This is a genomic window from Pedobacter sp., assembly GCF_045628745.1.
Taxonomy (GTDB): domain Bacteria; phylum Bacteroidota; class Bacteroidia; order Sphingobacteriales; family Sphingobacteriaceae; genus Pedobacter.
In genome coordinates, this window is the sequence record NZ_JAZQPU010000420.1 from 1 (window position 1) to 21,629 (window position 21,629).

The 21,629-nt window shown below is 38.2% G+C and carries 28 protein-coding genes; 9 read left to right on the forward strand and 19 right to left on the reverse strand.

Translation table 11 applies throughout. The features are described 5' to 3' along the window. From ACR2F7_RS15150 to ACR2F7_RS15215, 14 genes are all read right to left on the reverse strand, one after another. Positions 1-868 (reverse strand): DUF6633 family protein (locus ACR2F7_RS15150; RefSeq protein WP_432714436.1); only part of this gene is annotated, 868 nt, incomplete at its 3' end. After that, on the reverse strand, positions 792-1,664 hold the full coding sequence (locus ACR2F7_RS15155) for a DUF6291 domain-containing protein (RefSeq protein ID WP_432714386.1): 873 nt from the start codon (positions 1,662-1,664) through the stop codon (positions 792-794). The genes ACR2F7_RS15150 and ACR2F7_RS15155, both read right to left, overlap by 77 nt. Further along, positions 1,664-1,879 (reverse strand): hypothetical protein, encoded by a 216-nt coding sequence (locus ACR2F7_RS15160; protein WP_432714387.1) that lies wholly within the window; start codon positions 1,877-1,879, stop codon positions 1,664-1,666. The genes ACR2F7_RS15155 and ACR2F7_RS15160 overlap by 1 nt, the downstream gene beginning before the upstream one ends. Before the next feature lie 4 nt (positions 1,880-1,883). After that, complete coding sequence (locus tag ACR2F7_RS15165) at positions 1,884-3,170, reverse strand: PcfJ domain-containing protein (protein ID WP_432714388.1); 1,287 nt, start codon at positions 3,168-3,170, stop codon at positions 1,884-1,886. 6 nt (positions 3,171-3,176) lie between these two features. Further along, on the reverse strand, positions 3,177-3,548 hold the full coding sequence (locus ACR2F7_RS15170) for a PcfK-like family protein (RefSeq protein WP_432714389.1): 372 nt from the start codon (positions 3,546-3,548) through the stop codon (positions 3,177-3,179). Positions 3,549-3,579: 31 nt separating this feature from the next. Next, the gene (locus tag ACR2F7_RS15175) at positions 3,580-4,293 is read right to left on the reverse strand and encodes a ParB/Srx family N-terminal domain-containing protein (protein ID WP_432714390.1); all 714 of its coding nucleotides are present in this window, start codon (positions 4,291-4,293) and stop codon (positions 3,580-3,582) included. Between the two features lie 9 nt (positions 4,294-4,302). Beyond that, the gene (locus ACR2F7_RS15180; protein ID WP_432714391.1) at positions 4,303-5,355 is read right to left on the reverse strand and encodes a nucleoid-associated protein; all 1,053 of its coding nucleotides are present in this window, start codon (positions 5,353-5,355) and stop codon (positions 4,303-4,305) included. A 4-nt stretch (positions 5,356-5,359) separates the two neighbouring features. Beyond that, positions 5,360-5,737, reverse strand: a complete 378-nt coding sequence (locus tag ACR2F7_RS15185) for a hypothetical protein (RefSeq protein WP_432714392.1) — start codon at positions 5,735-5,737, stop codon at positions 5,360-5,362. A gap of 2 nt (positions 5,738-5,739) precedes the next feature. Beyond that, a complete protein-coding gene (locus ACR2F7_RS15190) occupies positions 5,740-6,306 on the reverse strand; it encodes a hypothetical protein (RefSeq protein ID WP_432714393.1) in 567 nt (188 codons plus the stop codon). A gap of 204 nt (positions 6,307-6,510) precedes the next feature. Next, positions 6,511-6,900 (reverse strand): hypothetical protein, encoded by a 390-nt coding sequence (locus tag ACR2F7_RS15195; protein ID WP_432714394.1) that lies wholly within the window; start codon positions 6,898-6,900, stop codon positions 6,511-6,513. A gap of 213 nt (positions 6,901-7,113) precedes the next feature. Continuing rightward, a complete protein-coding gene (locus ACR2F7_RS15200) occupies positions 7,114-7,332 on the reverse strand; it encodes a hypothetical protein (protein ID WP_432714395.1) in 219 nt (72 codons plus the stop codon). Next, the gene (locus ACR2F7_RS15205) at positions 7,332-7,550 is read right to left on the reverse strand and encodes a hypothetical protein (protein WP_432714396.1); all 219 of its coding nucleotides are present in this window, start codon (positions 7,548-7,550) and stop codon (positions 7,332-7,334) included. The genes ACR2F7_RS15200 and ACR2F7_RS15205 overlap by 1 nt, the downstream gene beginning before the upstream one ends. Before the next feature lie 14 nt (positions 7,551-7,564). Then, the gene (locus ACR2F7_RS15210) at positions 7,565-8,143 is read right to left on the reverse strand and encodes a response regulator transcription factor (protein ID WP_432714397.1); all 579 of its coding nucleotides are present in this window, start codon (positions 8,141-8,143) and stop codon (positions 7,565-7,567) included. Then, complete coding sequence (locus ACR2F7_RS15215; RefSeq protein WP_432714398.1) at positions 8,140-8,370, reverse strand: hypothetical protein; 231 nt, start codon at positions 8,368-8,370, stop codon at positions 8,140-8,142. Before ACR2F7_RS15215 ends, ACR2F7_RS15210 begins: the two co-directional genes overlap by 4 nt. Before the next feature lie 172 nt (positions 8,371-8,542). Here ACR2F7_RS15215 and ACR2F7_RS15220 point away from each other — a divergent pair, with 172 nt between their 5' ends. The 7 genes from ACR2F7_RS15220 to ACR2F7_RS15250 all read left to right on the forward strand — a co-directional run bounded on the left by ACR2F7_RS15220 (position 8,543) and on the right by ACR2F7_RS15250 (position 14,949). After that, on the forward strand, positions 8,543-8,953 hold the full coding sequence (locus ACR2F7_RS15220; RefSeq protein WP_432714399.1) for a helix-turn-helix domain-containing protein: 411 nt from the start codon (positions 8,543-8,545) through the stop codon (positions 8,951-8,953). A gap of 74 nt (positions 8,954-9,027) precedes the next feature. Beyond that, positions 9,028-9,813: a hypothetical protein gene (locus ACR2F7_RS15225; RefSeq protein ID WP_432714400.1), complete on the forward strand. Its 786-nt coding sequence runs from the start codon at positions 9,028-9,030 to the stop codon at positions 9,811-9,813. A 154-nt stretch (positions 9,814-9,967) separates the two neighbouring features. Beyond that, positions 9,968-10,324 carry a hypothetical protein gene (locus tag ACR2F7_RS15230; RefSeq protein ID WP_432714401.1) on the forward strand — a complete coding sequence of 119 codons (357 nt, stop codon included), beginning with the start codon at positions 9,968-9,970 and terminating at the stop codon, positions 10,322-10,324. A 241-nt stretch (positions 10,325-10,565) separates the two neighbouring features. Continuing rightward, positions 10,566-11,912, forward strand: coding sequence for a trigger factor (gene tig, locus ACR2F7_RS15235; protein WP_432714402.1), 1,347 nt, complete (start codon positions 10,566-10,568; stop codon positions 11,910-11,912). A 134-nt stretch (positions 11,913-12,046) separates the two neighbouring features. Continuing rightward, a complete protein-coding gene (clpP, locus tag ACR2F7_RS15240; RefSeq protein WP_432714403.1) occupies positions 12,047-12,739 on the forward strand; it encodes an ATP-dependent Clp endopeptidase proteolytic subunit ClpP in 693 nt (230 codons plus the stop codon). Positions 12,740-12,743: 4 nt separating this feature from the next. After that, the gene (gene clpX / locus ACR2F7_RS15245) at positions 12,744-13,985 is read left to right on the forward strand and encodes an ATP-dependent Clp protease ATP-binding subunit ClpX (RefSeq protein WP_432714404.1); all 1,242 of its coding nucleotides are present in this window, start codon (positions 12,744-12,746) and stop codon (positions 13,983-13,985) included. A gap of 100 nt (positions 13,986-14,085) precedes the next feature. Then, complete coding sequence (locus ACR2F7_RS15250; RefSeq protein ID WP_432714405.1) at positions 14,086-14,949, forward strand: AMP nucleosidase; 864 nt, start codon at positions 14,086-14,088, stop codon at positions 14,947-14,949. A gap of 41 nt (positions 14,950-14,990) precedes the next feature. Here ACR2F7_RS15250 and ACR2F7_RS15255 read toward each other — a convergent pair whose 3' ends face one another. From ACR2F7_RS15255 to sppA, 5 genes are read right to left on the reverse strand one after another with little or no spacing between them, the layout of a single operon-like run. Beyond that, positions 14,991-15,497 carry a SixA phosphatase family protein gene (locus ACR2F7_RS15255; RefSeq protein WP_432714406.1) on the reverse strand — a complete coding sequence of 169 codons (507 nt, stop codon included), beginning with the start codon at positions 15,495-15,497 and terminating at the stop codon, positions 14,991-14,993. Continuing rightward, positions 15,490-16,524 carry a glycosyltransferase family 9 protein gene (locus ACR2F7_RS15260; RefSeq protein ID WP_432714407.1) on the reverse strand — a complete coding sequence of 345 codons (1,035 nt, stop codon included), beginning with the start codon at positions 16,522-16,524 and terminating at the stop codon, positions 15,490-15,492. Before ACR2F7_RS15260 ends, ACR2F7_RS15255 begins: the two co-directional genes overlap by 8 nt. 3 nt (positions 16,525-16,527) lie before the next feature. Next, the gene (locus ACR2F7_RS15265) at positions 16,528-17,130 is read right to left on the reverse strand and encodes a DUF4254 domain-containing protein (RefSeq protein WP_432714408.1); all 603 of its coding nucleotides are present in this window, start codon (positions 17,128-17,130) and stop codon (positions 16,528-16,530) included. 3 nt (positions 17,131-17,133) lie between these two features. Further along, positions 17,134-18,825, reverse strand: a complete 1,692-nt coding sequence (locus ACR2F7_RS15270; protein ID WP_432714409.1) for a helix-hairpin-helix domain-containing protein — start codon at positions 18,823-18,825, stop codon at positions 17,134-17,136. Positions 18,826-18,833: 8 nt separating this feature from the next. Then, complete coding sequence (gene sppA / locus ACR2F7_RS15275) at positions 18,834-20,600, reverse strand: signal peptide peptidase SppA (RefSeq protein ID WP_432714410.1); 1,767 nt, start codon at positions 20,598-20,600, stop codon at positions 18,834-18,836. Positions 20,601-20,722: 122 nt separating this feature from the next. Here sppA and folK point away from each other — a divergent pair, with 122 nt between their 5' ends. Both folK and ACR2F7_RS15285 read left to right on the forward strand, forming a co-directional pair. Next, positions 20,723-21,217 (forward strand): 2-amino-4-hydroxy-6-hydroxymethyldihydropteridine diphosphokinase, encoded by a 495-nt coding sequence (gene folK, locus ACR2F7_RS15280; protein WP_432714411.1) that lies wholly within the window; start codon positions 20,723-20,725, stop codon positions 21,215-21,217. Between the two features lie 16 nt (positions 21,218-21,233). Then, entirely contained in the window at positions 21,234-21,617 is a 384-nt protein-coding gene (locus ACR2F7_RS15285; protein ID WP_432714412.1) for an Hpt domain-containing protein, read from the forward strand. Positions 21,618-21,629: the final 12 nt, after the last annotated feature.

Consider the following 21,629-nt stretch of genomic DNA (forward strand, 5'->3'; position numbering starts at 1 on the left):
CCTCATTTTTCTTGGGTTCATTTTGATTACTGAAGTCAGGCATAGGAGGGGGGATGTAAACAGGATAGGCAGGATCCTCAATCCCGAAATAGTAATTCACCTTTCGGTAATAGTTGATTAGCTGCATGTGTTTTTTTTGGATGTACTCCCCAATGTCTAATCGTTTACCGCAGCAATTGACGAACCTCGTGCCCGTTGATTTTGAGGGATCCTCCCAGATCTCAGCTTCGTACAGCTCCTTGAAATTTTGAATGAATACCTGGTGAACCTGATAAATTATGTTTTCTGCTACCGGCTTGGCCAAAGTCATTTTTTTAACCCGGTAGTTTCGCTTTTGGATTTCAACAACATCCTTTCTGATTTTTTTCAGATATTTCAATGCTGTATCATTATCCGCAGCCTTTGGTGCTTCCAGTAGTGGCGTTGCATTTTCAACTTTTAGGGCTAATTGCTGGTGCTTCCAGTAATATTCCACTTGCTCATGCTTGTCAGCCAGGAATCGTTCAAGCCACTTGAAAATGATTGAACTATCCAAACGGTCATACACTTCACCGTATGCGTTTTGTTTTGCTTTAGTAAAACATAATGCCACATCATCGACTTTGAGCTCAGGGTACTCCCTTAAAATCATCATAGCAGTATCTGTAACCTGAAACGCACTCATGTTTTTGCCGATATTGAACGAGTTGGCCAATTCCCCCACCAACACAACCATCAGCGCTAAACCTGCTTTTGGATAGTTTGCTTCGAGATATCCAAAAGTTTTGGATTGACTATGGAAGCAATCAATTTCACTCTTTAGGTGCTGTTCCTCGCAGTAAACCGCGGAGGCTGTCAACAAGGAGATTTCTATCATCCCGCAGTTCATCAGCACGGGCAGCTGTCGTTCTATTTCTTGGGGTGAAATGATTTGGAGTTCCATTTGGGATGTTTTTTACTGGTCTTGGTTGTGATTTTGTTGTTTGGTACTTTGGCACCCAGTAGAGGAAGTGTCTTAAGACTTCATCTTTTGATTTTCCGGAAATTTCGCGGAGCACACTTTTTGTTTCATAAAAAGTTTCAAAAAGCTTAATTACTTCCGGCGGCTTTAAGCTTTGCTGTTTTTGAATTAGGGTAAACATTGAATGACCTTTTAAAAAATTTATCGACGCAATTTTTTCTTCTTCGTTTACCGCACCTTCCACTAGTGGTGGAATAATTATTTCTTCTGTTTCTTCAAAATTTTCATTTTGTAAAATCTCTTCTTCTTCTACTTCTATATTTATTACATTAACATTTACATTACCATTTACATTAACAGTTGATTTTGTTGGTTTTTTTTCAACAGAATCAACATGTGTTGATGTTTGTTTAGGTGTGTTAACACTTGTTGGTTTTGTTGATTTTTGATCGGTTTTGCTGCTTTTTTTCTTAGCCGCAGCACTAGCTTTTCCTGCCTCAGATCTTTTTTCCCTAGTAGCATCCCACTTAACTGAATCTCTATTCATTTGCTGCTTTATAGGCTCGAAAACGATGTCAACTAGTAAATCATTAACTACTGGATTTAAGTCATTAACATACTGGAGAATGATTAAAAAAAGCTCTCCAGCCTTATCTTTTGGCATTTTTGCTACTGTATGCAATAGGTCAGAATACAACACGAATGATTTCTTTCTCTCAGCCATTACACTTTACTTTTTAATGTTATTTTTATTTGATTCTCTTTGGGAACTACTCCGTAATAATGCCGGTACAGGTAGGTGTAAATTAGAGCTGATGGTAGTTTATATTTTTCTGCCAATTCGTCGAGCGCAGCACCTGAAATGAAGCTTTCAAATACATCCGCCATCTCATTAGCCGTAAGCTTTGTCGAGTGGAAAAGGGCTTGAAATTGTTTCATTGCGCTATGCCGCTTTAAGTTGTTGAACCCGCTTGATTATGACTTGCATATTGCTGTTTACCAATTCAATTATCTGATCATGGTATTCAGTCAATTTATTTTGTAGACCTCTTGATTGCAATATCTTCATTCCGGACAATGACACCTCAACTGTTTCGACTGGCTTACCCTTTACTCTGGCCGAAAACACTAACGAGTCTTCTTTTGTAAAGTATCTGTTAGAATACACGCAATGCTTATGTGTATCTGCTTCTTCAATAAATTCCTGAACACTTTCCAAAACTTTAATTTCAAGGTCTTTATCAGTAAAGGATATACCGAAGAAAGCTGCTTTGGCCTTGGCGTATTCCACCTGATCAGATTCAGCCTGCTTCATTCTCTTTTCAATGTCTTGCCTTTTCTGTATTTCGGTTTTCTTCTTAACCAGCCGATCATGTTCATCCTTTAAATTTTTTGGACACACATACTTTGCGTTACGAAGGTCTTTTCCAAACCAGTCAAGCAGATCGAGGTAATCAAGCCAGGTGATGGCATCCTTTACAATGTAGCCAGTACGGATACATATTTTAATGGATGGCCAATGGCGATAACTTCCGCTACTCCGGTCGCCCAGGTGAACACGCAATAGATCCATTTGCTTAGACTTTATAAGCGTTTCAGCTTTCGTGTCATTAACAAGGCTCCTGAGAAGGTTAAAAGGAATTATAGAGGTAACCTTTGAAGTAAATCCGTTACGCATGTACTCCGGCTGCAAATCCATTTCAGGGTATATTTTATAAACCTGAATGTTATACTTCCATTGATCACGCTTACTTTTCAGGCTCATTTCACCACTGCAAAAATGATCATACGACAACCCCATTCCACCCACTTGGACACTCATAATTTCAAACTCCCCGTTAGGCAATATCCAATGCTGCATGATTTCCCTGGTATAGCATTCCGGCTTTTGCTTTGATTTCATACGGCAGTCAATATGAAAGTATCTAACCACCTGAAATTCTTCCATAACTTCGAGAACCGCGAACCTGGCTTGTTGCCTTGATTTTTGCTTTTGTGTGGTTTCTAAACATAATTTCCAATTACACCCAGGACAAACCTCAGATTTAATCCTCAGCGATGTAGTTGGCCACACCTGGCCGCAGCTTAAACAGTTCGTCCACATTTTATTTCTGTACCCAATATGGTCGATACAGTTTTTAAATGCCCAAGCTTCAAGCTTATCAGCCAATTTAGGAAGACGAAGACTAAGGTCATTCACACGTACCTGGCGTTTTGATTGTGGTCTCATAGCTAATTAAAATAAAGAGGTTTGATTAACAGGGACTAATTCTATTGCAGTTGCCTGTTTAGGGGCTTTTTTCTTGTTTAATTTAGTATTGGTATTCGGTATTTTTGCATCAAGCGACTGGTTTACAACCACGGTACAATTTATTTTAGGACCTGGCTGAACATCGTTTTCATCATAGTAATGAACAGCCATGCCAAATACCTCTTCATCACCAAATCCATTACGACCACTTTTCTTGACCTCATTAAGTATGTAGGTAATACATTCTTTTATAGATTTTTTAGGCTTTCCCAGCGTTACAGCAAATAGTGGGTCTTTTTCAGCTAAATTTTTTAAATATGTAGAGATGATGTTCGTGAATATATCTGATGCTTGCATAATGTTACTTTGAAAATATTTGACAATTGCTTTAGCTGTATTTGAATGAAATTTTATTGTGGGATCCGCGATTGTAGATTTCCTCCAGCAGCTCCACATACTGCTTTACATTAATGCATTTTACCAGTGATCTGGATTGAGTTTCAAGTTTCTTTTCCATCACGGCTGGATCATACTTGCCGGTTTTAATCAGCTTATAAATAGCCAGGACAAAGTTTCTATCATAGGCCCAGTCAATGATATTCCGAAACTTCTTTAATACACCGGCAACTTCAGTAGCTTCATTAATATTCAATACATCCACTGAACCACTTTTTAAGGCAGACATGTCACGCTTACCTTCCAGGGATAAAAGCATTAAGGCTGTTGATGGAGGTAATTTTGAATGCTCAGACAAAAACTTGCTTAGCACATCAAAGCCTGGTGCTTTCTCTATGGCCCAATAATTAATGTAATCCATGGTGCTCCAGTTTTTCTTAACCGAATTCAAGTCACTAAGGTCTTTTTTGCTCACAGCAGCATCAACAATATAAAATATTGGTAATCCCAATTTCTCTGCAGCCTCTAAACGGTGTTGCCCATCAATCACTTCCATTCCTGGATTGACTACAATGTGATTTAAATGAAGCAGGTTGTTCTTAGAAATTGATTTAACAAGCTTATTGACGTGCGCCTGATCAACTTCTCTATTACTGACTATCTGCTTGAAAATGCTGTAATCAGTGGTTTGTTGGATGTTTGACATATAATTTAACTAAAGGGACTCTTCTTTGTAATAGACTTTATAATAGTTCAAGCTTTTCTCTTCATCAAAGCCGCGTTCTATTAAATCACTGCTGCCATGGATGTAGATATGAAAGTTTTTATCCAGCTTAATGATGCTCTTGAATTTTTTAGATTGCTTTTTAACCGCAGCCCCAGAGATGTTAAAGCATGATGGAATATTCGCATCAAAATCTTCATCGTAAATGCTTTTATACTGCTTAAAGGATTCCTTTGCCTGTTCATTGTTCAGGACCTCACTGGAGTACTCGTCTACATCAAAGCTTTCCTTATCCTTGAAGTACTGGGCAGACTTGTTTAAAAGGGCTGCTTTTGCGCCTTCTGAAATGTCGAAATCTTCATCCAGTTTGGAGGTAATGAAGTTTTTGCAAAGGCTGATCATGTTTGATGTTTGCTGGTAATCATCATTCACCACCTTTAATCTTAAAAATTCATCTTTCCAGTAAGAACTATCTTTGCTTTTTTCATCCAGGCATAGTACTGTAAATCCTTTTTCAGATTCAGCATTAATGATCAGGCACCCTTTATCCAGGTTGGAAATGTTGACCGCCTCGTTTTCAAACTGAATATTAAAGCCTTCCTGTACTGGATTTACTTTTAGGTAGGTTTCTTTGTTCTCCGATTTGAAAATACCTACAGCATGGTGCAGCTCACCTTCAAATTGAATGTTTTCAAAGTAGGCTACATAAAGCTCACCTGATTTGATTTTAGGATGGTTGGTTACCTCATATAGAAATTCAGCTATACGTTGTGTGATCCAGTGGAAGTCCGGCGAATAACTTTTAAATGCCATGTCAGCTTTGGCATGTATATCGTTTAATCTTAAATCACCATTTGGGTGGTAGAAGTTAAAAACTTCATTGACCTTCGCAAAAGGGCTAAGAAAATAGTGAAGGAAGTAGTTAGCCTGGTCAGCTGTTAATTCCAACTCATTGTCAGAAAGAACAAAAAATTCGTCGTTCGCTTTGTTGCCAACCCTGTGGACTGATAACGACCTTAAAGCCGCTTCGTAAAATGATAACATAGATTTATTGTTTAACCAGGTTTAATGATTGAGCCTCAATTAACCTGGCATTGATATCCTTAATAGTGGATGTGCCGGTTTTGATCTCGTTAATTAATTTTTCCGCAGCGTCTTTTACGTTGGATGGAACGAAGCTGTAGCCTAACATTATAGCTAACTCAGATAAGGTGTAAGCTGACGCAACAGGAATTGAAACGCCAATATCATGTCTATGCTCTTGGTCAATAGAATTGACCGCCTCTGTAGTGTCCGTCCAGATCCACCGCTCATTTAGTTCTGTAATATGATCAGGGTTGCCAAACCATGAATACTTACTTGCCTGGCTAACATTTAAAGCCTTTAATTGAACTGCCTGTTCAAAAGTTATTAATTGCCAGTTCATATTTAACCCCCAATTTCTCTATGTGAAAACTCAGACCTTAAAAGCATGTAAAACTTTTCTTTTATTGTTTTACCGAAGTACAGTTCTTCATTGATGTCATAGAATTTGGATATGAAGTCAAGATTGCCGAAACGGAAATAATTGTTTTCAATTTCCAGCGCCTGAATATCATAGTGCTTAACTTCTGTTAATAAATTAAGGTCCACACCAAACTTTTGAAAGATCACTTTCTCAAACTTTTCTTCTATTGGACCATAGCAGTCCTGGATTAACATTTTTAAAGGCTTAATGACATCGCCCAGGTAAGCCTCCGCAGCATCATGCAATAAAGCGGCTTGTTTTAAGTGATCTGGGCAAAGGTGCCAAACCAACATCGTGTGCTCAGCAACAGAATAGAAATCTTTAATCTGACCTCCGAAGCGGCAAATGTTTGTTAAGCCTGTGGAAATATCCTGAAGGGATATCATTGCAGGGGTAGGGTTGATGTAGTCAATCAGGCGACCTGTAAAGCTGTTTGCTAAGCCTTGATCTGATTGCTGTATCGGTTGAATATAGTGATCCTCATTCATTATATTTTCCTTTTTGGGTTAAACATTACTGGTTCTTTGTTAGCCTTATTCAGATAGTTATTGATCCTTTCGGCTTTTACTTCTGGCCGGATGTCAAATGGTAGTAGCATCCATATGCCCGGTCCTATCTGGCAGGACCGTTGCCCCACAGGAATTACACCTGTTGGATTTTGTTTTTTGTGCATGGCGGGTTGTATATAGGTTTTAAAATAAACTCTGTTGGGTTTTTAAGGCCGTTTTCTGGCCATATTTAGTGCGTTGGTGCAGCAGCTGTAAGTTTTGAAACTGGTTACTCATTCGGTTAAGCTCCTGATCTAAATACCCGCTCAGTTCTTCCTTTTCAAAGCTTAGCCAATAACCAATATTGACGTTGCTGACAATGAAGCCAGGCGATAACAAATCATTGTGCCTGATGTAACCTAACAGCTCTCTAAGTGTCTGAGGGGATATAATTCCCTTGCCAGATGCCTTTAAATGAAACAATAGATCTGCTGTTTTAACCGCTTTCGCTTTGCCTGAATACCTATCCTTAAATACCGACATTAAGTCCTGTACCTGGTTAAGTTTTTGAGTGTCTAAAGTGGTGTGTTTCATATTCAAAGTATTCAAAATTTGAATCAGTTACCTAGTATAGACCAGGCAAACACAATGGTCAAAAAAAAGACTGATAACACTGTTGCCTTGGCCGTAATCTTAATAAGCCTCTTGCGTTCAGCATTCTTAAGCTCCGTGTAAAAGACATTAATAATACAGATGTTAGCTGTGTTTTGGAATTTAGGATTAGTAAAACATTTCATAGCAATAGTTTTAAAAGGTGTTATTCTGCAATTTTAATTCGGCAAGCTGTGCCTCCAGTACTTCAATTTCTTTTATTTCCGCAGCAAACATTTCGTTTGCCCTTATCCGGTCATGAGCTTTTTTGACAGTTAGCGTTTCAACCGCAGCCCGGTGCAGAATTTCTTTTTTAGTCAGCTTCTTAGGTTTTGGTATAGGCTCCTCTTCAGCTATATAGGCAATTCGCATCATTACCTTAGCTCCTTATCTACGTACTCCTTAAAGATATCATCAAGCTTTCCCTTCAGTGATGGATCTTTTTCGATCATATCGCATTTCTCGTTAGCCAGGATCTCAATAATTTCTCCTACTGCAGGGCCTAGTGTATCAAGTAGGGGTGGAAACTCACGGATTGCATCATTAATAATCCCAAGTGAGTGTGTTAATTTTTTGAAGCCTTTTAGTTGCATACGGTGTTCGTGTTCTAAAATGTTACAAGTCCAAGTTTATAAGCCAAGCCAACTAAGGCAGGTTTTCTTTCTAATCCGCTTTTACGGCAGATACTATCTTTATGGTGGCGTAAAGTATGCTCACTGATATTAAGTTTATCAGCAATCTCTTTATCCAGGAGACATTCACCAAGGCATTTCAATACTGCTACTTCACTTTTGGTCAATATGCCGTGTTGAAGTTTAATGGAAGAGCAAAGTTTCCCTTCGTATGGACACATGCCACGGCGGCCGCATTCAATATATTCCGCTGGTTGTATTTTTCCATCGGGAGAAATATCTGGATTACTATCATAACCACCCCATTTGCATGCGATGAACTGACGCATCTGAGTTGCTAAGTCAACCATACCCCAGGCGATCAAACAAGCAATCGCAATTGGATCCTTCTCCATTTCGGCATTTACAATTGCAATAACTTCAGATGGAAAGTCATCAAAAGAATATCTTTTGCCATTGTACATACACATGATTTCAGCCTGAAAAATAAAAAATTCAACTGAACCGTCTACAATACCGGCTGGTATACGTTGGTTGTGGTCGACTAAATTCATTTGATAGCTTTTTTATATGCTGCTTTTTCTTCTGCAACCTGTTGTTTATGCTCTTTAATAACAATTGTAGCCATATCAAATACTTCTTTTCTATATCGTTCAGGATAATTGAATATCATCTTCACTGAAGCCGCAGAAATACCACCACCCAACTTTTCAGCAATGGTTTTATAGGCTCCCTTTGGAAGTTTTTTCTTTATATTATTTAATTCCTTTTTGCTAAACATGGCAGAAAAATGCTATTGTGATGTTACTGTATTTGTTATTTCTTTGTTACTATTAATGCTTAACAAAAGTCAACAACAATATTGACTTTTGCAATAGTAAAACATTTAAAAGTAAACATAAACCATGCAAAAGTATTTAACGTGTTGACTAATAGCGCTATAAATTTGTCATATGTCAAATAAAGAAGGAAAATCCCTGGGAGAACTAATCAAAGAGGCTTTAAAAGACAAAGGATTGAATCAATCTGCCGTAGCTAAAAAGATGAATGTAAGCAAGCAGGTGATTAATCAAATAGACAGAAGAAAGTCCTTTGACTTACCCTTTCTTACTTTGTTAAAGGATGTTACGGGAATTGATTTCACAGATTATTATTACAATTCAAATAAAATTATCTCCCCCAAGCCAGCGGATTTGCAGTCAATAGTGGCTGAGCCAAATGTCAATATGTATAGCTCAAATCAGACGGTAGAAATGTCATTAGCAATAAAAGTTAAAGCAAGTCAACAGGATCTGGATAAGATGGGTGAACTAATACTTGGTTTTAAAAGAGAAGCTACCAGGCTAGGTTTTACATTAATATAAAACACGCATAAGGAATGATTAATAATTGAGTATAAAAAACACGAACATATAATTAACGCAAACAAAAAACAAAAATGGCTTTATTAGACCACAACGGAGAAAGTGAGTTTCCTTTCTCTAAAAACCAAGTATTCGATGCATTATGCATTGCTATACCTTCAATCTCTGGACTCAAAATCGAAAAATCCGACAAGTTAATGGGTAGGGTGCTCGTTAAAGCAGGAGTAAGCTTAGCGTCCTGGGGTGAAAATATTCCAATTCAATTAATTGAAATAAGTGAATCAAAAACTAAAATTCAGATAACCTCTAGCCCTAAGACAGGTATTTTAATGGGCGGCGCATTTGATATGGGTAAGAATAGGAAAAATATAGAAGATATTCTTAGTGCGACGTCAAATGTCTTAGCGAACGGCAGCTTAGCTGGTGGTTTTCATCCGCCATTAATTAAACCCAAAAAGAAACTAACAGTCGGCAAAGTAATACTGTACGTATTTCTTGGATTTATTGCTTTAGGTATTTTAAGAGGAATGTTTGCCAACAGCACTACCCCGGACGACAGCACGTCAACAGAAGCTTCAACAACTCAAATTGAGAATGTATCTCCTAAGCCCGAAGTTCAGGCTGACCCGGAAGATAATGCAATACTTTTAAAATTAAAAGCTAAAGCTAAAGAGGACTGGCCTGATGATTATTCTACTCAGGAATTTTGGGTACACCAAGAGATGGAGGATTATCAGTACATGAAAACTATTAAAGCAGGACCGATTAAACGAAAAGCGCAACGCGATTGGCCATTAGATTTTTCAACTCAAAAATTCTGGTACAACGAACAAATTCAGGCTAAAGAAAGAATGAATTAAAATCTTATTGTTACCTGAGGCATGATGTGAAATATTCACGCCTCAGGTAACATAACTCTATTGCAGCTGTTTAAAATTGAATATAGTGAATAAATTGTAAAATAATAATACCAGCCTACACACTAAAACAACCTGTATAACGCTATAAAATATTATGATCAATCAAGAAAAAGAACGTCTTAGGATGTTTATGGAACTGGAAAATATAGAGCAAAGTGATTTGGTTATCTTAAGTAAAAAGCCACAATCAACAGTCAGCAAATGGTTATCTGGAGATCTTAAAATCCCGCCCACGCTGATCAGAGATATGCACTTTAAATATAAGCTTAACTTCAACTGGTATTATGCTGGCACCGGCAGGCGTAAAGTTAGCGAACTGGATAAGAAAACCTTATTGACGGATACCACTGATTTAAAGGCAAGGATTCTCCAGGATGCCGCAAGAATTGATGACCTGGAAAAAGTTGTAGCAAAATTGGTTAGGGACGTATACAGTTTGGATAAGAAGTAATAAGCTAAAATTTATCATTAACGCTTTTGTTTAGAGGGAACACTCCGCACTTTATCTGACACGACATGGACACAAATAATAAAAAAAATAAAGCAAAATCAAGAAATATTGATAGTTTTGCCCTCTCAAACGGGAATTTAATTGAGCAGGTGGAGTCCCTTCATCCGCACAAAAATTGATTCCTCCGAAAATTTCGGGGGAATTTTTGTATAATTTAGAACTTAAATATTGATTCGGACATATGAATATTACACAGGAAAAAATTAACGACTTAAATGCAGTTGTAAAAATTAAAATAGCACCTGAAGATTATACTGAAAAGGTTGAAAAAACCCTAAAAGATCAAGCAAAAAAAGCCACTCTCCCAGGATTCCGTAAAGGAATGGTACCAGTAGGGCATATCAAAAGAACGCATGGAAAAAGCATCCTTGTAGAAGAAATAAACAACTTATTAAGTGAGACGTTAACGAAATATTTAACTGACAATAAAATTGAAGTCCTTGGTCAACCATTACCGATCATGGATGATGCTACAGCTTACAAATGGGATGGCACAGATTCTTTTGAATTTGACTATGAAATTGGTTTAGCTCCTGCAGTAGAGATTGAAATTTCAGCTAAAGATGTATTTACAGAATATGTGGTAAAGGCAGATGAAGAAACCCTTGCTTCCCGCATTAGAAATATCCGTCGCAGCTATGGCAAAATGACAAATCCTGAAGTTTCGGCAGAGGATGACGTACTTTATGCCGAATTAACACAACTTTCTGCTGATGGTTCAGTTTTTGAAGGTGGCATAACAGCAACAGGGTCTATCCGTTTGGATGCCATTAAAGACAAGAAAATCTTGAAAACTTTAATTGGTTTAAAAAAGGACGATGTTGTTGAATTGGATGTTCAAAAGGCATTCGATAAAAATGCAGGAATCATTGCTAAGTTATTAAACATTAGCGAAGAAGAGGCTGCTGAACTTGATGCTAAATTCCAGGCTACCATTAAAAATGTAAACCGGTTAGAAGAATCAGATTTAAACCAAGAGTTCTTTGATAAAATATTTGGTGAAGGTGTAGTAACAGACGAAGCTGGTTTTATAACTAAAATCACAGAAGAAGTGGAAAGCATGTTCAAACAAGATGCGGATCGCAAATTGCAAAATGACATGTATACACAACTTGTTGATGGTGTAAACATTGAGTTGCCTGATGAGTTTTTGAAGAAATGGCTAAAAGCAACCAACGAAAAATTAACTGATGAGGAATTAGCAGAAGGATACAATGATTTTGCAAAAAACCTTAAATGGACTTTAATTGAGAACAAATTAATTAAAGATAACAACATCGAAATTAAATATGAAGATGTTTTCCAGACGGCTAAACAACGTTTAGATGCACAGTTCAGAATGTATAGCCCTGCTCCAATGCCAGAAGATCAGTTAGCACAGTACACTGCTACTTTTCTTCAGGAAAAAGACAATGCTAACCGCATATTTGAAGAAGTGAAAGCGATTAAAGTATTTGAATACATTAAATCGGTTGCTACTTTAAATCAAACAGAAATAGCTTATAATAAATTTGTAGCATTAGTGTAGATCCTATTTTACACTTCCTGGTATAATTTAAAGATAAGGCGGCTTTTTTAAGGCCGCCTTATCTATATATAAGCTAATTAATTTTAGAATACAATATTAAATCATCAATTTAGTTTTATAAAATATAGATACTTATGAAGATCGATAAAGACGAATTTAGAAAATACGCAGTTAAGCATCATCGCATAAACGGTTTAAACGTTGATAGATTTATTGGTCAGACCAATATGTCGCCAAAAAGCATGACACCCTATATTATTGAAGAACGCCAGCTTAATGTAGCACAAATGGATGTTTTTTCACGTTTAATGATGGACAGGATTATCTTTTTAGGTGATGCGATTCATGAAGGAAACGCCAATATTATACAGGCTCAATTGCTGTTTTTACAATCAACAGATAACAATAGGGATATACAGATTTATATCAATTCTCCCGGAGGCTCTGTTTATGCAGGTTTAGGTATTTATGATACCATGCAATACATTACGCCAGATGTAGCTACTATCTGTACAGGTATGGCTGCTTCAATGGGTGCTGTTTTACTTGTTGCAGGTGCAAAAGGAAAACGTGCAGCATTGAAACACTCCAGGGTAATGATCCACCAGCCATCTGGAGGTGCACAAGGTGTGGCATCTGATATGGAGATCAATTTAAGAGAAATGCTTAAATTAAAGAAAGAATTATATGACATCATCGCCGATCATTCTGGTCAGACGTATGAGTGGGTTGAAAAAGCTTCAGACCGCGATTACTGGATGACATCAGGAGAAGCCAAAGACTTTGGAATGATTGATGAGGTGTTAGGAGGAGTAAACAATAAATAATAAAATGGCTAAACAAAATAAAGAATCCCGCTGTTCTTTTTGCGGTTCTGGTAAGCAGGATACTTTAATGCTTATTGAAGGTTTAGATGCATTTATATGTGATAAATGTGTTGCCCAGGCCAACCAGTTATTGGTTCAGGAGTTAGGTAATAAGAAAGCTAAAAGCTTAGATGCTGCAGTAACCTTATTGAAACCTTTAGAAATTAAGCAGCACATTGACCAGTATGTTATTGGTCAGGATGCAGCAAAAAAAGTACTTTCTGTAGCCGTTTATAACCATTATAAAAGGCTAAGCCAAAAAGTTAACCAGGAAGATGAAGTAGAGATTGAGAAATCTAACATCATGCTTGTTGGTGAAACTGGAACAGGAAAAACTCTTTTAGCAAAAACTATTGCTAAAATTTTGCATGTACCTTTTTGTATTTGCGATGCTACGGTATTGACTGAAGCAGGATATGTTGGAGAAGATGTAGAGAGTATCCTCACCCGTTTATTACAGGCAGCAGATTACGATGTGGCATCTGCAGAACGCGGTATTGTCTATATTGATGAAGTGGACAAGGTGGCACGTAAAAGTGACAACCCTTCTATTACCAGGGATGTTTCTGGTGAAGGTGTACAACAAGCGTTATTAAAGATTCTTGAAGGTACGATTGTTAATGTTCCCCCTCAGGGCGGACGTAAACACCCTGATCAAAAAATGATCCCGGTGAATACCAATAACATCCTGTTTATCTGTGGTGGTGCTTTTGACGGTATTGAACGTAAAATTGCCAACCGTTTGCGTACGCAGGCTGTAGGTTACAAAGTTAAGAAAGACGATGTTGATTTAGACCTTAAAAATCTATATAAATACATTACACCACAGGATTTAAAATCATTCGGTTTAATTCCTGAGTTAATTGGTCGTGTACCTGTTTTAACACACTTAAATCCTTTGGACAAGGAAGCTTTAAGGAACATCCTAACAGAACCTAAAAATTCTTTGTTCCGCCAATATGTGAAGTTATTTGAATTTGAAGGTGTAAAGCTGGTTTTTGAAGACGATGTTTTAGATTTTATTGTTGATAAAGCAATGGAATATAAGCTTGGCGCAAGGGGGCTACGCTCCATCTGTGAAGCCATTATGCTGGATGCCATGTTTGACATTCCTTCTGACCCGACGGTGAAGAACTTGAATATCACACTGGATTACGCAGTAGAAAAATTTGAAAAGGCCGACTTTAAGAAATTAAAGGCAGCTTAAGAAAAATCCCCGGAATATCCGGGGATTTTTTTTTACCTTGTTTTTTAGCCAAAATTGGCGAACAGCTGTTGAGCTGTATTGATTAAATAAAAGATACAATATGAATGAAGAAAAAGAGGTTAAGAAAGTAGCAAAGGCTTCAGGGAAAGTCAAAAAGGTTAAAGAAGTAGATTCTCCCATTAAACCGGGCTTAAAAACAAAAGAAGATATCGTTAAAAACTGGCTTCCACGTTATACAGGCAGGCCATTAGAAGAGTTTAGCAAGTATATATTGCTCACTAACTTTAGCAAATACCTGCAGATGTTTTCTGAATGGAACGACAATGCGCCAATTATGGGTATAGACAAGCCTATGCAAAGTGTAACGGCCAATGGCATTACCATTATTAATTTCGGAATGGGGAGCCCGCTAGCAGCGACGATGATGGATTTATTATCTGCCATTAAGCCCCAGGCAGTGTTGTTTTTAGGTAAATGTGGTGGTCTAAAGAAGAAAAACCAAATCGGCGACCTTATTCTTCCAATTGCAGCCATAAGAGGCGAGGGTACTTCAAATGATTACCTTCCGGCAGAGGTGCCAGCGTTACCAGCCTTCGCGCTTCAAAAAGCAATTTCTACAACTATACGTGACCATTCCAGAGATTACTGGACAGGAACTTGTTATACAACCAACCGTAGGGTGTGGGAACATGATAAGAAGTTTAAAAAGTATTTAAATAGTTTGCGTGCGATGGCCGTAGATATGGAAACAGCGACCATTTTTACCACAGGTTTCGCCAATAAAATCCCTACGGGTGCTTTATTGCTTGTATCAGACCAACCGATGATTCCTGAAGGTGTAAAAACCACAGAAAGCGACAGCAGTGTAACCAATAATTACGTGGAGACCCATCTCAGAATTGGGGTCGATTCACTTAAGCAGTTAAGCAATAATGGCTTAACAGTAAAACACCTTAAGTTTTAAGGTATTCACAAACCTACATGCTATGTTGTATTTGACAAGCTTTAATGCGGTTCTTCTGTGTTTTTAGGGAAATCAAATAACAACATGGTTCCTGTATGGTGACTTATTTCTGCCCAATCGGCCACATCAAAATTCAAGATGACCACACCAGAGGTTGGAATATTATAAATAGCAGTATCAGCAAGATAGTTGGCGAAATCGGTAAAACCGGGGTTATGCCCAAACATGGCTATGGTATCAAAGACATTGGGTAAACCGTTAACCACTTGAAGTAAGGCCGTGGTGTTAGCCTCATAAATGGAAAGCTCTTTTTGAATTTCATCTTCGGGAATATTCCAGGCTTCGGCAAAGTGCCTGGCCGTGCTGATGGCACGTAAAGCAGGGCTGCTGACCAATAAAGGGGCTGTGAGTTCCTTTGAAGCTAATTTTTCTGCCATGGCAAAAGTGTTCTTGTTGCCTTTGTGGTTCAGGGGCCTGTCGAAGTCTTTTAAATGGAGATGACCATGATCTGATTTTCCATGTCTTACCAAAAGTAGTTGTTTAGCCATTAAGTTTCTGTATAATTTTATCTATAACAATAATAGGCGACAAATTGTTCATACAGGCAAAGTCGCCTCTATAGCAGGGGATATTGCCATAAATAGAACACGGTCTGCATTCCAGGTCAATTTGAACCGCATCATTGATGGATTGACCGTAGCCCATAAATCCAGCAAAAGGATGTGTAGCGCCCCAGATGGAAATTACCGGAATTCCTTGAAGTGAAGCAAGGTGCATTCCAGAAGAATCCATGCTCACCATCAGGTCCAGGTGAGTGATCAATGCAAGTTCAGCTTCTAAATTGAGCTTGCCGATAACAGATACTATATTTTGGTGTTTGCTTTCCCATGCTGCGGCAATGGCTTTTTCTGCATCACCACCACCAAATACAAAGACCTTATAACCCAGTTCTGCTAGTTTTAACAATACCATTTCAGTTTTGGCCAAGGGGTAAACTTTCTGGGCATGTTGTGCAAAAGGACTAAAGCCAATGAATTGCTGTGTTTTCACTTCTCCCAGAAAAGGGTGGAGCGCCGGGTTTGCTGTTATGAGCTGCTTGCGGAGTTGATACGACAGTTTAATAGGATAACCTAGCTTTCTAAAGACGTCCGCGTAGCGTTCAACTGTTGTTTTAAGGGGTTGCAGAACTTTATTAACCTTTCGGGTCAGTTTTTTTTTATCAGTACGGCCTTTATCAACACGGCATATTTTTTTGCCGCAAAGAAAAAACAAAATGCACAGGATAGTACTCCTAAGGTTGTTGTGCAGATCGGCAACAGCAGTGATGTCTTGTTGTTTGAGTTCTACGAAATACTTTAGCAACCCAAAAAAGCCTTTATGCTGCATTTTTGGGTTAAAAGAGTGTACATGCAGCTGATCAATACCCTTAAAAAAAGGCTGAAAGAGCCCTCTAGTGGCCATTACAATCGTTGTTTGGGGATGCTGTTCAATCAACTCACGGATAACCGGAGCGGTCATCGCTACATCGCCCATTGCTGAAAACCGGATCACCAAAAGTTTAGATGTCCTGGTCATGACTTATTTTTTTGTATAAAGGATAGGATTAAGGCTAGGGTCGTTATACATTTTCATCTGTTTGTAGACCTTCATGTATTTATCACCATTTTTGATATCTTCCATCAGCTCATCAAGGCTTAAAGAAAGGTCTGTCCGTTGCATTAACAAGGTATTTAACTTAATGGTACAAGTGCTAATGTGTTCTGCTGAAGCATCCGTTCTTAATGTTTCTTCCTGCATATGGAATACTTTCAGCGCCAGGATAGACAAGCGGTCAATAACCCATGCAGGGCTTTCAGAATTGACTTTAGCATTCGTTTTAGGGCTGATATTTGCATATTCCTCTAAGAAATAGCTATCGATATATTCAACTACGTCTGTACGTTCCTGGTTAGACTTATCAATTCTTCTTTTCCATTGTAAGCCTTCTACAGGATCAATATTTGGATTGCGGACAACATCTTCCATATGCCATTGAGCGGTATCAATCCAGCATTTCATGTACAATAAATGCTCAAGGGTATTGATGGCATAAGGATTTTGTACTTGATGATCAATATTGTTATACTGGTGATAATCATTTATCACATCTTCAAATATCTTATTGCAAAGCGAACTTATCATCGGCTAAAGGTAGGTATTATCTCTTTTTTTGTGGAAATATTCTGTAATCTCTGCCAATGAAAAGGCATTCAAACAATTGTGAGCAGTTAAGCCGCCCTTTCTGGCTATTAATGTGCCGTAATGCATGTCGTGAAAACCCTCCATACGGTGAGCATCAGGATTAATAGAAAGCAAAACACCTTTTTCAAGTGCATAGCGATGCCAGCGCCAGTCGAGGTCTAAGCGTAAAGGGTTGGCATTAATTTCAATGACCACCTGGTTAGCTGCACAGGCATCAATTACTTTGGCATAATCTATAGGGTAACCTTTGCGGCTCAGCAATAACCTGCCTGTAGGGTGACCCAGAATAGTGGTATAAGGATTTTCTATAGCTTTAATTAACCTTGAAGTAGCTTTTTCTTCATCTATTTTGATGTTGCTATGTACAGAGGCCACCACAAAATCGAAGGTTTTCAAAATCTCGTCTTCATAATCCAGTGAGCCATCATAAAGGATGTCACTTTCTATTCCTTTAAAGATCTTAAAAGGAGCTAATTTGAGGTTTAATTCTTCAATTTCCTGATGTTGTGCATACACCCGTTGTTCTTTAAGGCCATTGGCATAAAAGGCAGATTTGGAGTGATCACATATGCCCAGGTAGGTTAAGCCTAAATCATTTTTACAATAGTTAGCCATTTGTTCCAGCGTATGGATACCATCGCTATAAGTGGAGTGATTGTGCAGCGTACCTTTAAGGTCGTCCTGTTTAATTAATACAGGTAACTGGTTTGCTTTTGCTAAGGCAATTTCATTAGTCGCTTCTCTTAATTCCGGTGCAATATAAGCTAGGCCTGCTTTTTCATAAATAGCCTCTTCTGTAGTATAAATGCCATTTCCAGCAAGAGCCAGCACTTGCTTTACATGTTCTTCATTTCCGGTTGAGGTTAATAATTGTAGGTAAAAATCTGCCTTACTGACCAACGATAGTTTTACCTCTAAGCCGAAAGGAGTGGCAGCGATATAAGAGAGTTCTGCTTGTTTTTGAAATTCGACACTTTCAAATAGATATAACTTTTCGGCTGTAATTTCCGGGGCGTCGGTACCGATGATGAATGTAATGTCATCAACAATTTCACAACGCCGGCGAAAATCACCGGTAATTTCTACTAAGGGTGCATTTTCAAAGTTGTTGAGCCATAAAGAAATGTCTGCATGAAGTTCGTTAACCAAATGTTCTGCCTGTGCGTAAAGAAACTTACCGGCGGCAGCCATTTTAAATTCAATAACTTTCTTAATCTCTTCTTGCGTCTTTAGTCCGAAACCTTTAGCTTCGATCAACCTATTTTCATTGCAGGCATAATACAGCTCCCCAACATTCTCGATGCCGAGGTCTTTCCAGATGACTACAATCTTTTTAGGCCCGATGCCCTTAATGCCGAGCATTTCTACCACGCCCTCAGGAGTGTCCAGGAGTATTTGTTGCAGATCAGCAATAGTGCCTACTGTTAAAAGCTCCCAAACTTTAGCAGACATGCTTTTGCCCAGTCCATCTATTTGTTCTATTTCCTGGAGACTTTTGTCTTTAATAGCAAAGGGTAATTTATCTATTTTAAAGGCAGCATTAGCGACCGATTTAATCTTAAAAGAATTTACCTGGTGCAGTTCCATTAATTGGGAAAGCAGTCGGAAGGTACGTGCAATGGTTTTATTTTCCATGTATGGTTTTACTGTACTACAATTTGAAAAGGCATGCGTGCCTGAACACCTGAATGAAGGATAGCCTTTTTCATTTGCTGGTAAAGCATAAAGTTATCGCCAAATTCTTGTTGAGCATAGTATAATTTAATTTTATCAGTAGAGCTTTGCATTAAAGAGGCCAGTGGATCTGTTTTTTCTGGATATTCTACTACTCTGTATTCTTTAATATTTGCTTTTTTTGCGGCGGCAACGATGGCATCATTGAAGTTTCCAACACGGTCTGCAAGGCCAATTTTAACAGCATCTGTACCTACCCAAACACGTCCGCCACCAATTGCGTCAATTTGAGCTTTTGTTTTTTTACGTCCATCTGCTACGCGGCCAATAAAAGTATCGTAAATATGGTTAACTTCAGTTTGAATGATGAAGCGTTCGCCCGGTGTCAAAGCCCGGTTGACACTCATGATATCTGCATATTTACCTGTTTTAACTCTATCGAAAGTGATGCCCAGCTTATTGTTCAACAAGTTCTGGAAGTTAGGGATAATTCCAAATACACCTATGGAACCTGTGATGGTGTTAGGCTGCACAAAGATAGAATCTGCAGCAGCACCAATGTAATAACCGCCTGATGCCGCCACATCACCGAAGGAAGCAATAACAGGTTTTACTTTTTTACTCAGGCTAATTTCTCTCCAGATAACATCAGATGCAAGTGCACTACCTCCACCAGAATTTACACGGAGTACAATAGCCTTGATGCTAGAATCTTGTCTTGCTTTTCTAATAGCTCTGGAAACTCTTTCCGAACCTATAGATTCATCATTTCCCTCACCACTAAGAATCTCCCCATTGGCATAGATGATGGCTATTTTCTTTCTGCCAATTTTCTTTTCGTTAGCTACATTTTCAGCATAATCGTTGATAGCAACCATTTTAATTTTATCGTCCTTTTCAATATCACTCAGCGATTTTAACTCGTCGATCACCTGGTCTTTATATCGAAGTCCGTCGACCAATTTATGGCTTAAAGCATCTTGAGGAAGTTGAATTTTATAGTCATTAGCCCAATTGAATAAGCTGTCTTTTGCGATAGATCTTGTGCTTGCAATACCATTTAAGAAAGTGTCATATAAGCCACTTACATAGGCGGTGACTTGCTGACGATTGAAATCGCTCATTTTATCATTGATAAAAGGCTCTACAGCGCTTTTGTAATTTCCTACACGAATAATTTGTGCTTCTACGCCAATTTTTTCCAATGCACCTTTAAAGAACATTAATTCTGAGCTGAAGCCTTTAAATTCAAGGCCGCCCTGCGGGTTTAAGTAAACTTTATTAGCTGCGGAAGCAATATAGTAAGCATCTTGAGAGTACACTTCGCTGTAAGCGATGATTTGCTTTTTGCTGGATCTGAAATCAATTAAGGCATCCCTGATTTCTTTAAGCGTAGCTTTACCTAAAGAAGGAGAGCTTGTTGTCAGGTAGATCACTTTAATATTGTCGTCAGTTTTGGCATGTTTAACAGCCTGGATAAAATCGCGGATACCAATAATATTTTCTCCAGAGCCTATCAGTGGTAATTTCTCAAATTTATTATTTGGCGTCCGTTCCTTAATCCCCTTATCGAGGTTTAAATAAAGGACACTATTGGCAACAACTGCTACTTTTTTGTCATCACCGATAGAAGATACCAGTGCAGAAATAAGTACAATAAAAAACAGGCCAATGACGAAGATAGAAATGATAAATCCAACAACGGTAGCGAAAACATATTTAAAAAACTCTCTCATAGGAAGGTTAATAGTTTTAATAGTTTGTAAATATAGGAATCCTAAATGAGCTCACAGCTTACAAAAAGCAATAAGCTCATAAATGTTTCCTAACTTTAGGCGGTTAAGAAATGACCTTTTATATGTTATTAGATAGTAAAGTAGTTTATTTGTTACTGGGAAGTAATTTAGGCGATCGGGAGCAATTGATTGAAGAGGCTATTACAGCTATTAGCAGTAGAATAGGACAGGTTAAGGCAAGGTCATCCATGTATGAAACAGCAGCCTGGGGAAAAGAAGACCAGCCTGGTTTTATCAATTTTGCACTCGCTGTAGACACTATGATGCCTGCTATTGAAGTATTAGCGGAGGCTTTAGCAATTGAAAAGGAATTGGGAAGGGTAAGGTTAGAGAAATGGGGGTCACGATTGATCGATATTGACCTGATTTTTTATGCGGATGCTGTGATTGATATTCCGGGGAAGCTACAAATCCCACATCCTGAAATGCATAAAAGGAAATTTGTGTTGGTGCCTATGGCAGAAATTGCAGCAACAGTGGAGCACCCTGTATTAAAGAAGACGGTGTTAGAATTATTAGTGAGTCTGGAAGATGATTTAACTGTACAAAAAATATAAACTTATAATTATTATAATGCTTAGTGAAGAAAAAAACAATCAACCCTTAGATCTTTCTTATCTAAGAGAAATTTCTGGCGACAGCCATGAGTTCATGATGGAAATGATAGATATGTTTAAACAACAAACACCTATCTATATGGCAGACCTTAAGCAGGCCCTTGTAAACCAGGATTGGTTAAAAGTATCAAGCTGTGCACATAAAATAAAGCCCACATTTGCTTATGTAGGCCGCGAAGATGCCAAAGCCCACATGCAGGTAATGGAGCATGACGCCAGAGACCAGAAAGATTTGGACGGATTGGAAACTAAATTTGACCAGATCAATGATTTCATCATCGTATTGAATAAACAACTGGATGAGGCAAAAGCAGAACTGCAGAAAAATATAATGCTTTAACGGAAATCGTTA

Bases quoted from the DNA above. Each gene is read 5' to 3' on its own strand.
- ACR2F7_RS15155 (WP_432714386.1), bottom strand. From the start codon at position 1,664: ATGGCTGAGAGAAAGAAATCATTCGTGTTGTATTCTGACCTATTGCAT.
- ACR2F7_RS15160 (WP_432714387.1), bottom strand. From the start codon at position 1,879: ATGAAACAATTTCAAGCCCTTTTCCACTCGACAAAGCTTACGGCTAAT.
- ACR2F7_RS15165 (WP_432714388.1), bottom strand. From the start codon at position 3,170: ATGAGACCACAATCAAAACGCCAGGTACGTGTGAATGACCTTAGTCTT.
- ACR2F7_RS15170 (WP_432714389.1), bottom strand. From the start codon at position 3,548: ATGCAAGCATCAGATATATTCACGAACATCATCTCTACATATTTAAAA.
- ACR2F7_RS15175 (WP_432714390.1), bottom strand. From the start codon at position 4,293: ATGTCAAACATCCAACAAACCACTGATTACAGCATTTTCAAGCAGATA.
- ACR2F7_RS15180 (WP_432714391.1), bottom strand. From the start codon at position 5,355: ATGTTATCATTTTACGAAGCGGCTTTAAGGTCGTTATCAGTCCACAGG.
- ACR2F7_RS15185 (WP_432714392.1), bottom strand. From the start codon at position 5,737: ATGAACTGGCAATTAATAACTTTTGAACAGGCAGTTCAATTAAAGGCT.
- ACR2F7_RS15190 (WP_432714393.1), bottom strand. From the start codon at position 6,306: ATGAATGAGGATCACTATATTCAACCGATACAGCAATCAGATCAAGGC.
- ACR2F7_RS15195 (WP_432714394.1), bottom strand. From the start codon at position 6,900: ATGAAACACACCACTTTAGACACTCAAAAACTTAACCAGGTACAGGAC.
- ACR2F7_RS15200 (WP_432714395.1), bottom strand. From the start codon at position 7,332: ATGATGCGAATTGCCTATATAGCTGAAGAGGAGCCTATACCAAAACCT.
- ACR2F7_RS15205 (WP_432714396.1), bottom strand. From the start codon at position 7,550: ATGCAACTAAAAGGCTTCAAAAAATTAACACACTCACTTGGGATTATT.
- ACR2F7_RS15210 (WP_432714397.1), bottom strand. From the start codon at position 8,143: ATGAATTTAGTCGACCACAACCAACGTATACCAGCCGGTATTGTAGAC.
- ACR2F7_RS15215 (WP_432714398.1), bottom strand. From the start codon at position 8,370: ATGTTTAGCAAAAAGGAATTAAATAATATAAAGAAAAAACTTCCAAAG.
- ACR2F7_RS15220 (WP_432714399.1), top strand. From the start codon at position 8,543: ATGTCAAATAAAGAAGGAAAATCCCTGGGAGAACTAATCAAAGAGGCT.
- ACR2F7_RS15225 (WP_432714400.1), top strand. From the start codon at position 9,028: ATGGCTTTATTAGACCACAACGGAGAAAGTGAGTTTCCTTTCTCTAAA.
- ACR2F7_RS15230 (WP_432714401.1), top strand. From the start codon at position 9,968: ATGATCAATCAAGAAAAAGAACGTCTTAGGATGTTTATGGAACTGGAA.
- tig (WP_432714402.1), top strand. From the start codon at position 10,566: ATGAATATTACACAGGAAAAAATTAACGACTTAAATGCAGTTGTAAAA.
- clpP (WP_432714403.1), top strand. From the start codon at position 12,047: ATGAAGATCGATAAAGACGAATTTAGAAAATACGCAGTTAAGCATCAT.
- clpX (WP_432714404.1), top strand. From the start codon at position 12,744: ATGGCTAAACAAAATAAAGAATCCCGCTGTTCTTTTTGCGGTTCTGGT.
- ACR2F7_RS15250 (WP_432714405.1), top strand. From the start codon at position 14,086: ATGAATGAAGAAAAAGAGGTTAAGAAAGTAGCAAAGGCTTCAGGGAAA.
- ACR2F7_RS15255 (WP_432714406.1), bottom strand. From the start codon at position 15,497: ATGGCTAAACAACTACTTTTGGTAAGACATGGAAAATCAGATCATGGT.
- ACR2F7_RS15260 (WP_432714407.1), bottom strand. From the start codon at position 16,524: ATGACCAGGACATCTAAACTTTTGGTGATCCGGTTTTCAGCAATGGGC.
- ACR2F7_RS15265 (WP_432714408.1), bottom strand. From the start codon at position 17,130: ATGATAAGTTCGCTTTGCAATAAGATATTTGAAGATGTGATAAATGAT.
- ACR2F7_RS15270 (WP_432714409.1), bottom strand. From the start codon at position 18,825: ATGGAAAATAAAACCATTGCACGTACCTTCCGACTGCTTTCCCAATTA.
- sppA (WP_432714410.1), bottom strand. From the start codon at position 20,600: ATGAGAGAGTTTTTTAAATATGTTTTCGCTACCGTTGTTGGATTTATC.
- folK (WP_432714411.1), top strand. From the start codon at position 20,723: ATGTTATTAGATAGTAAAGTAGTTTATTTGTTACTGGGAAGTAATTTA.
- ACR2F7_RS15285 (WP_432714412.1), top strand. From the start codon at position 21,234: ATGCTTAGTGAAGAAAAAAACAATCAACCCTTAGATCTTTCTTATCTA.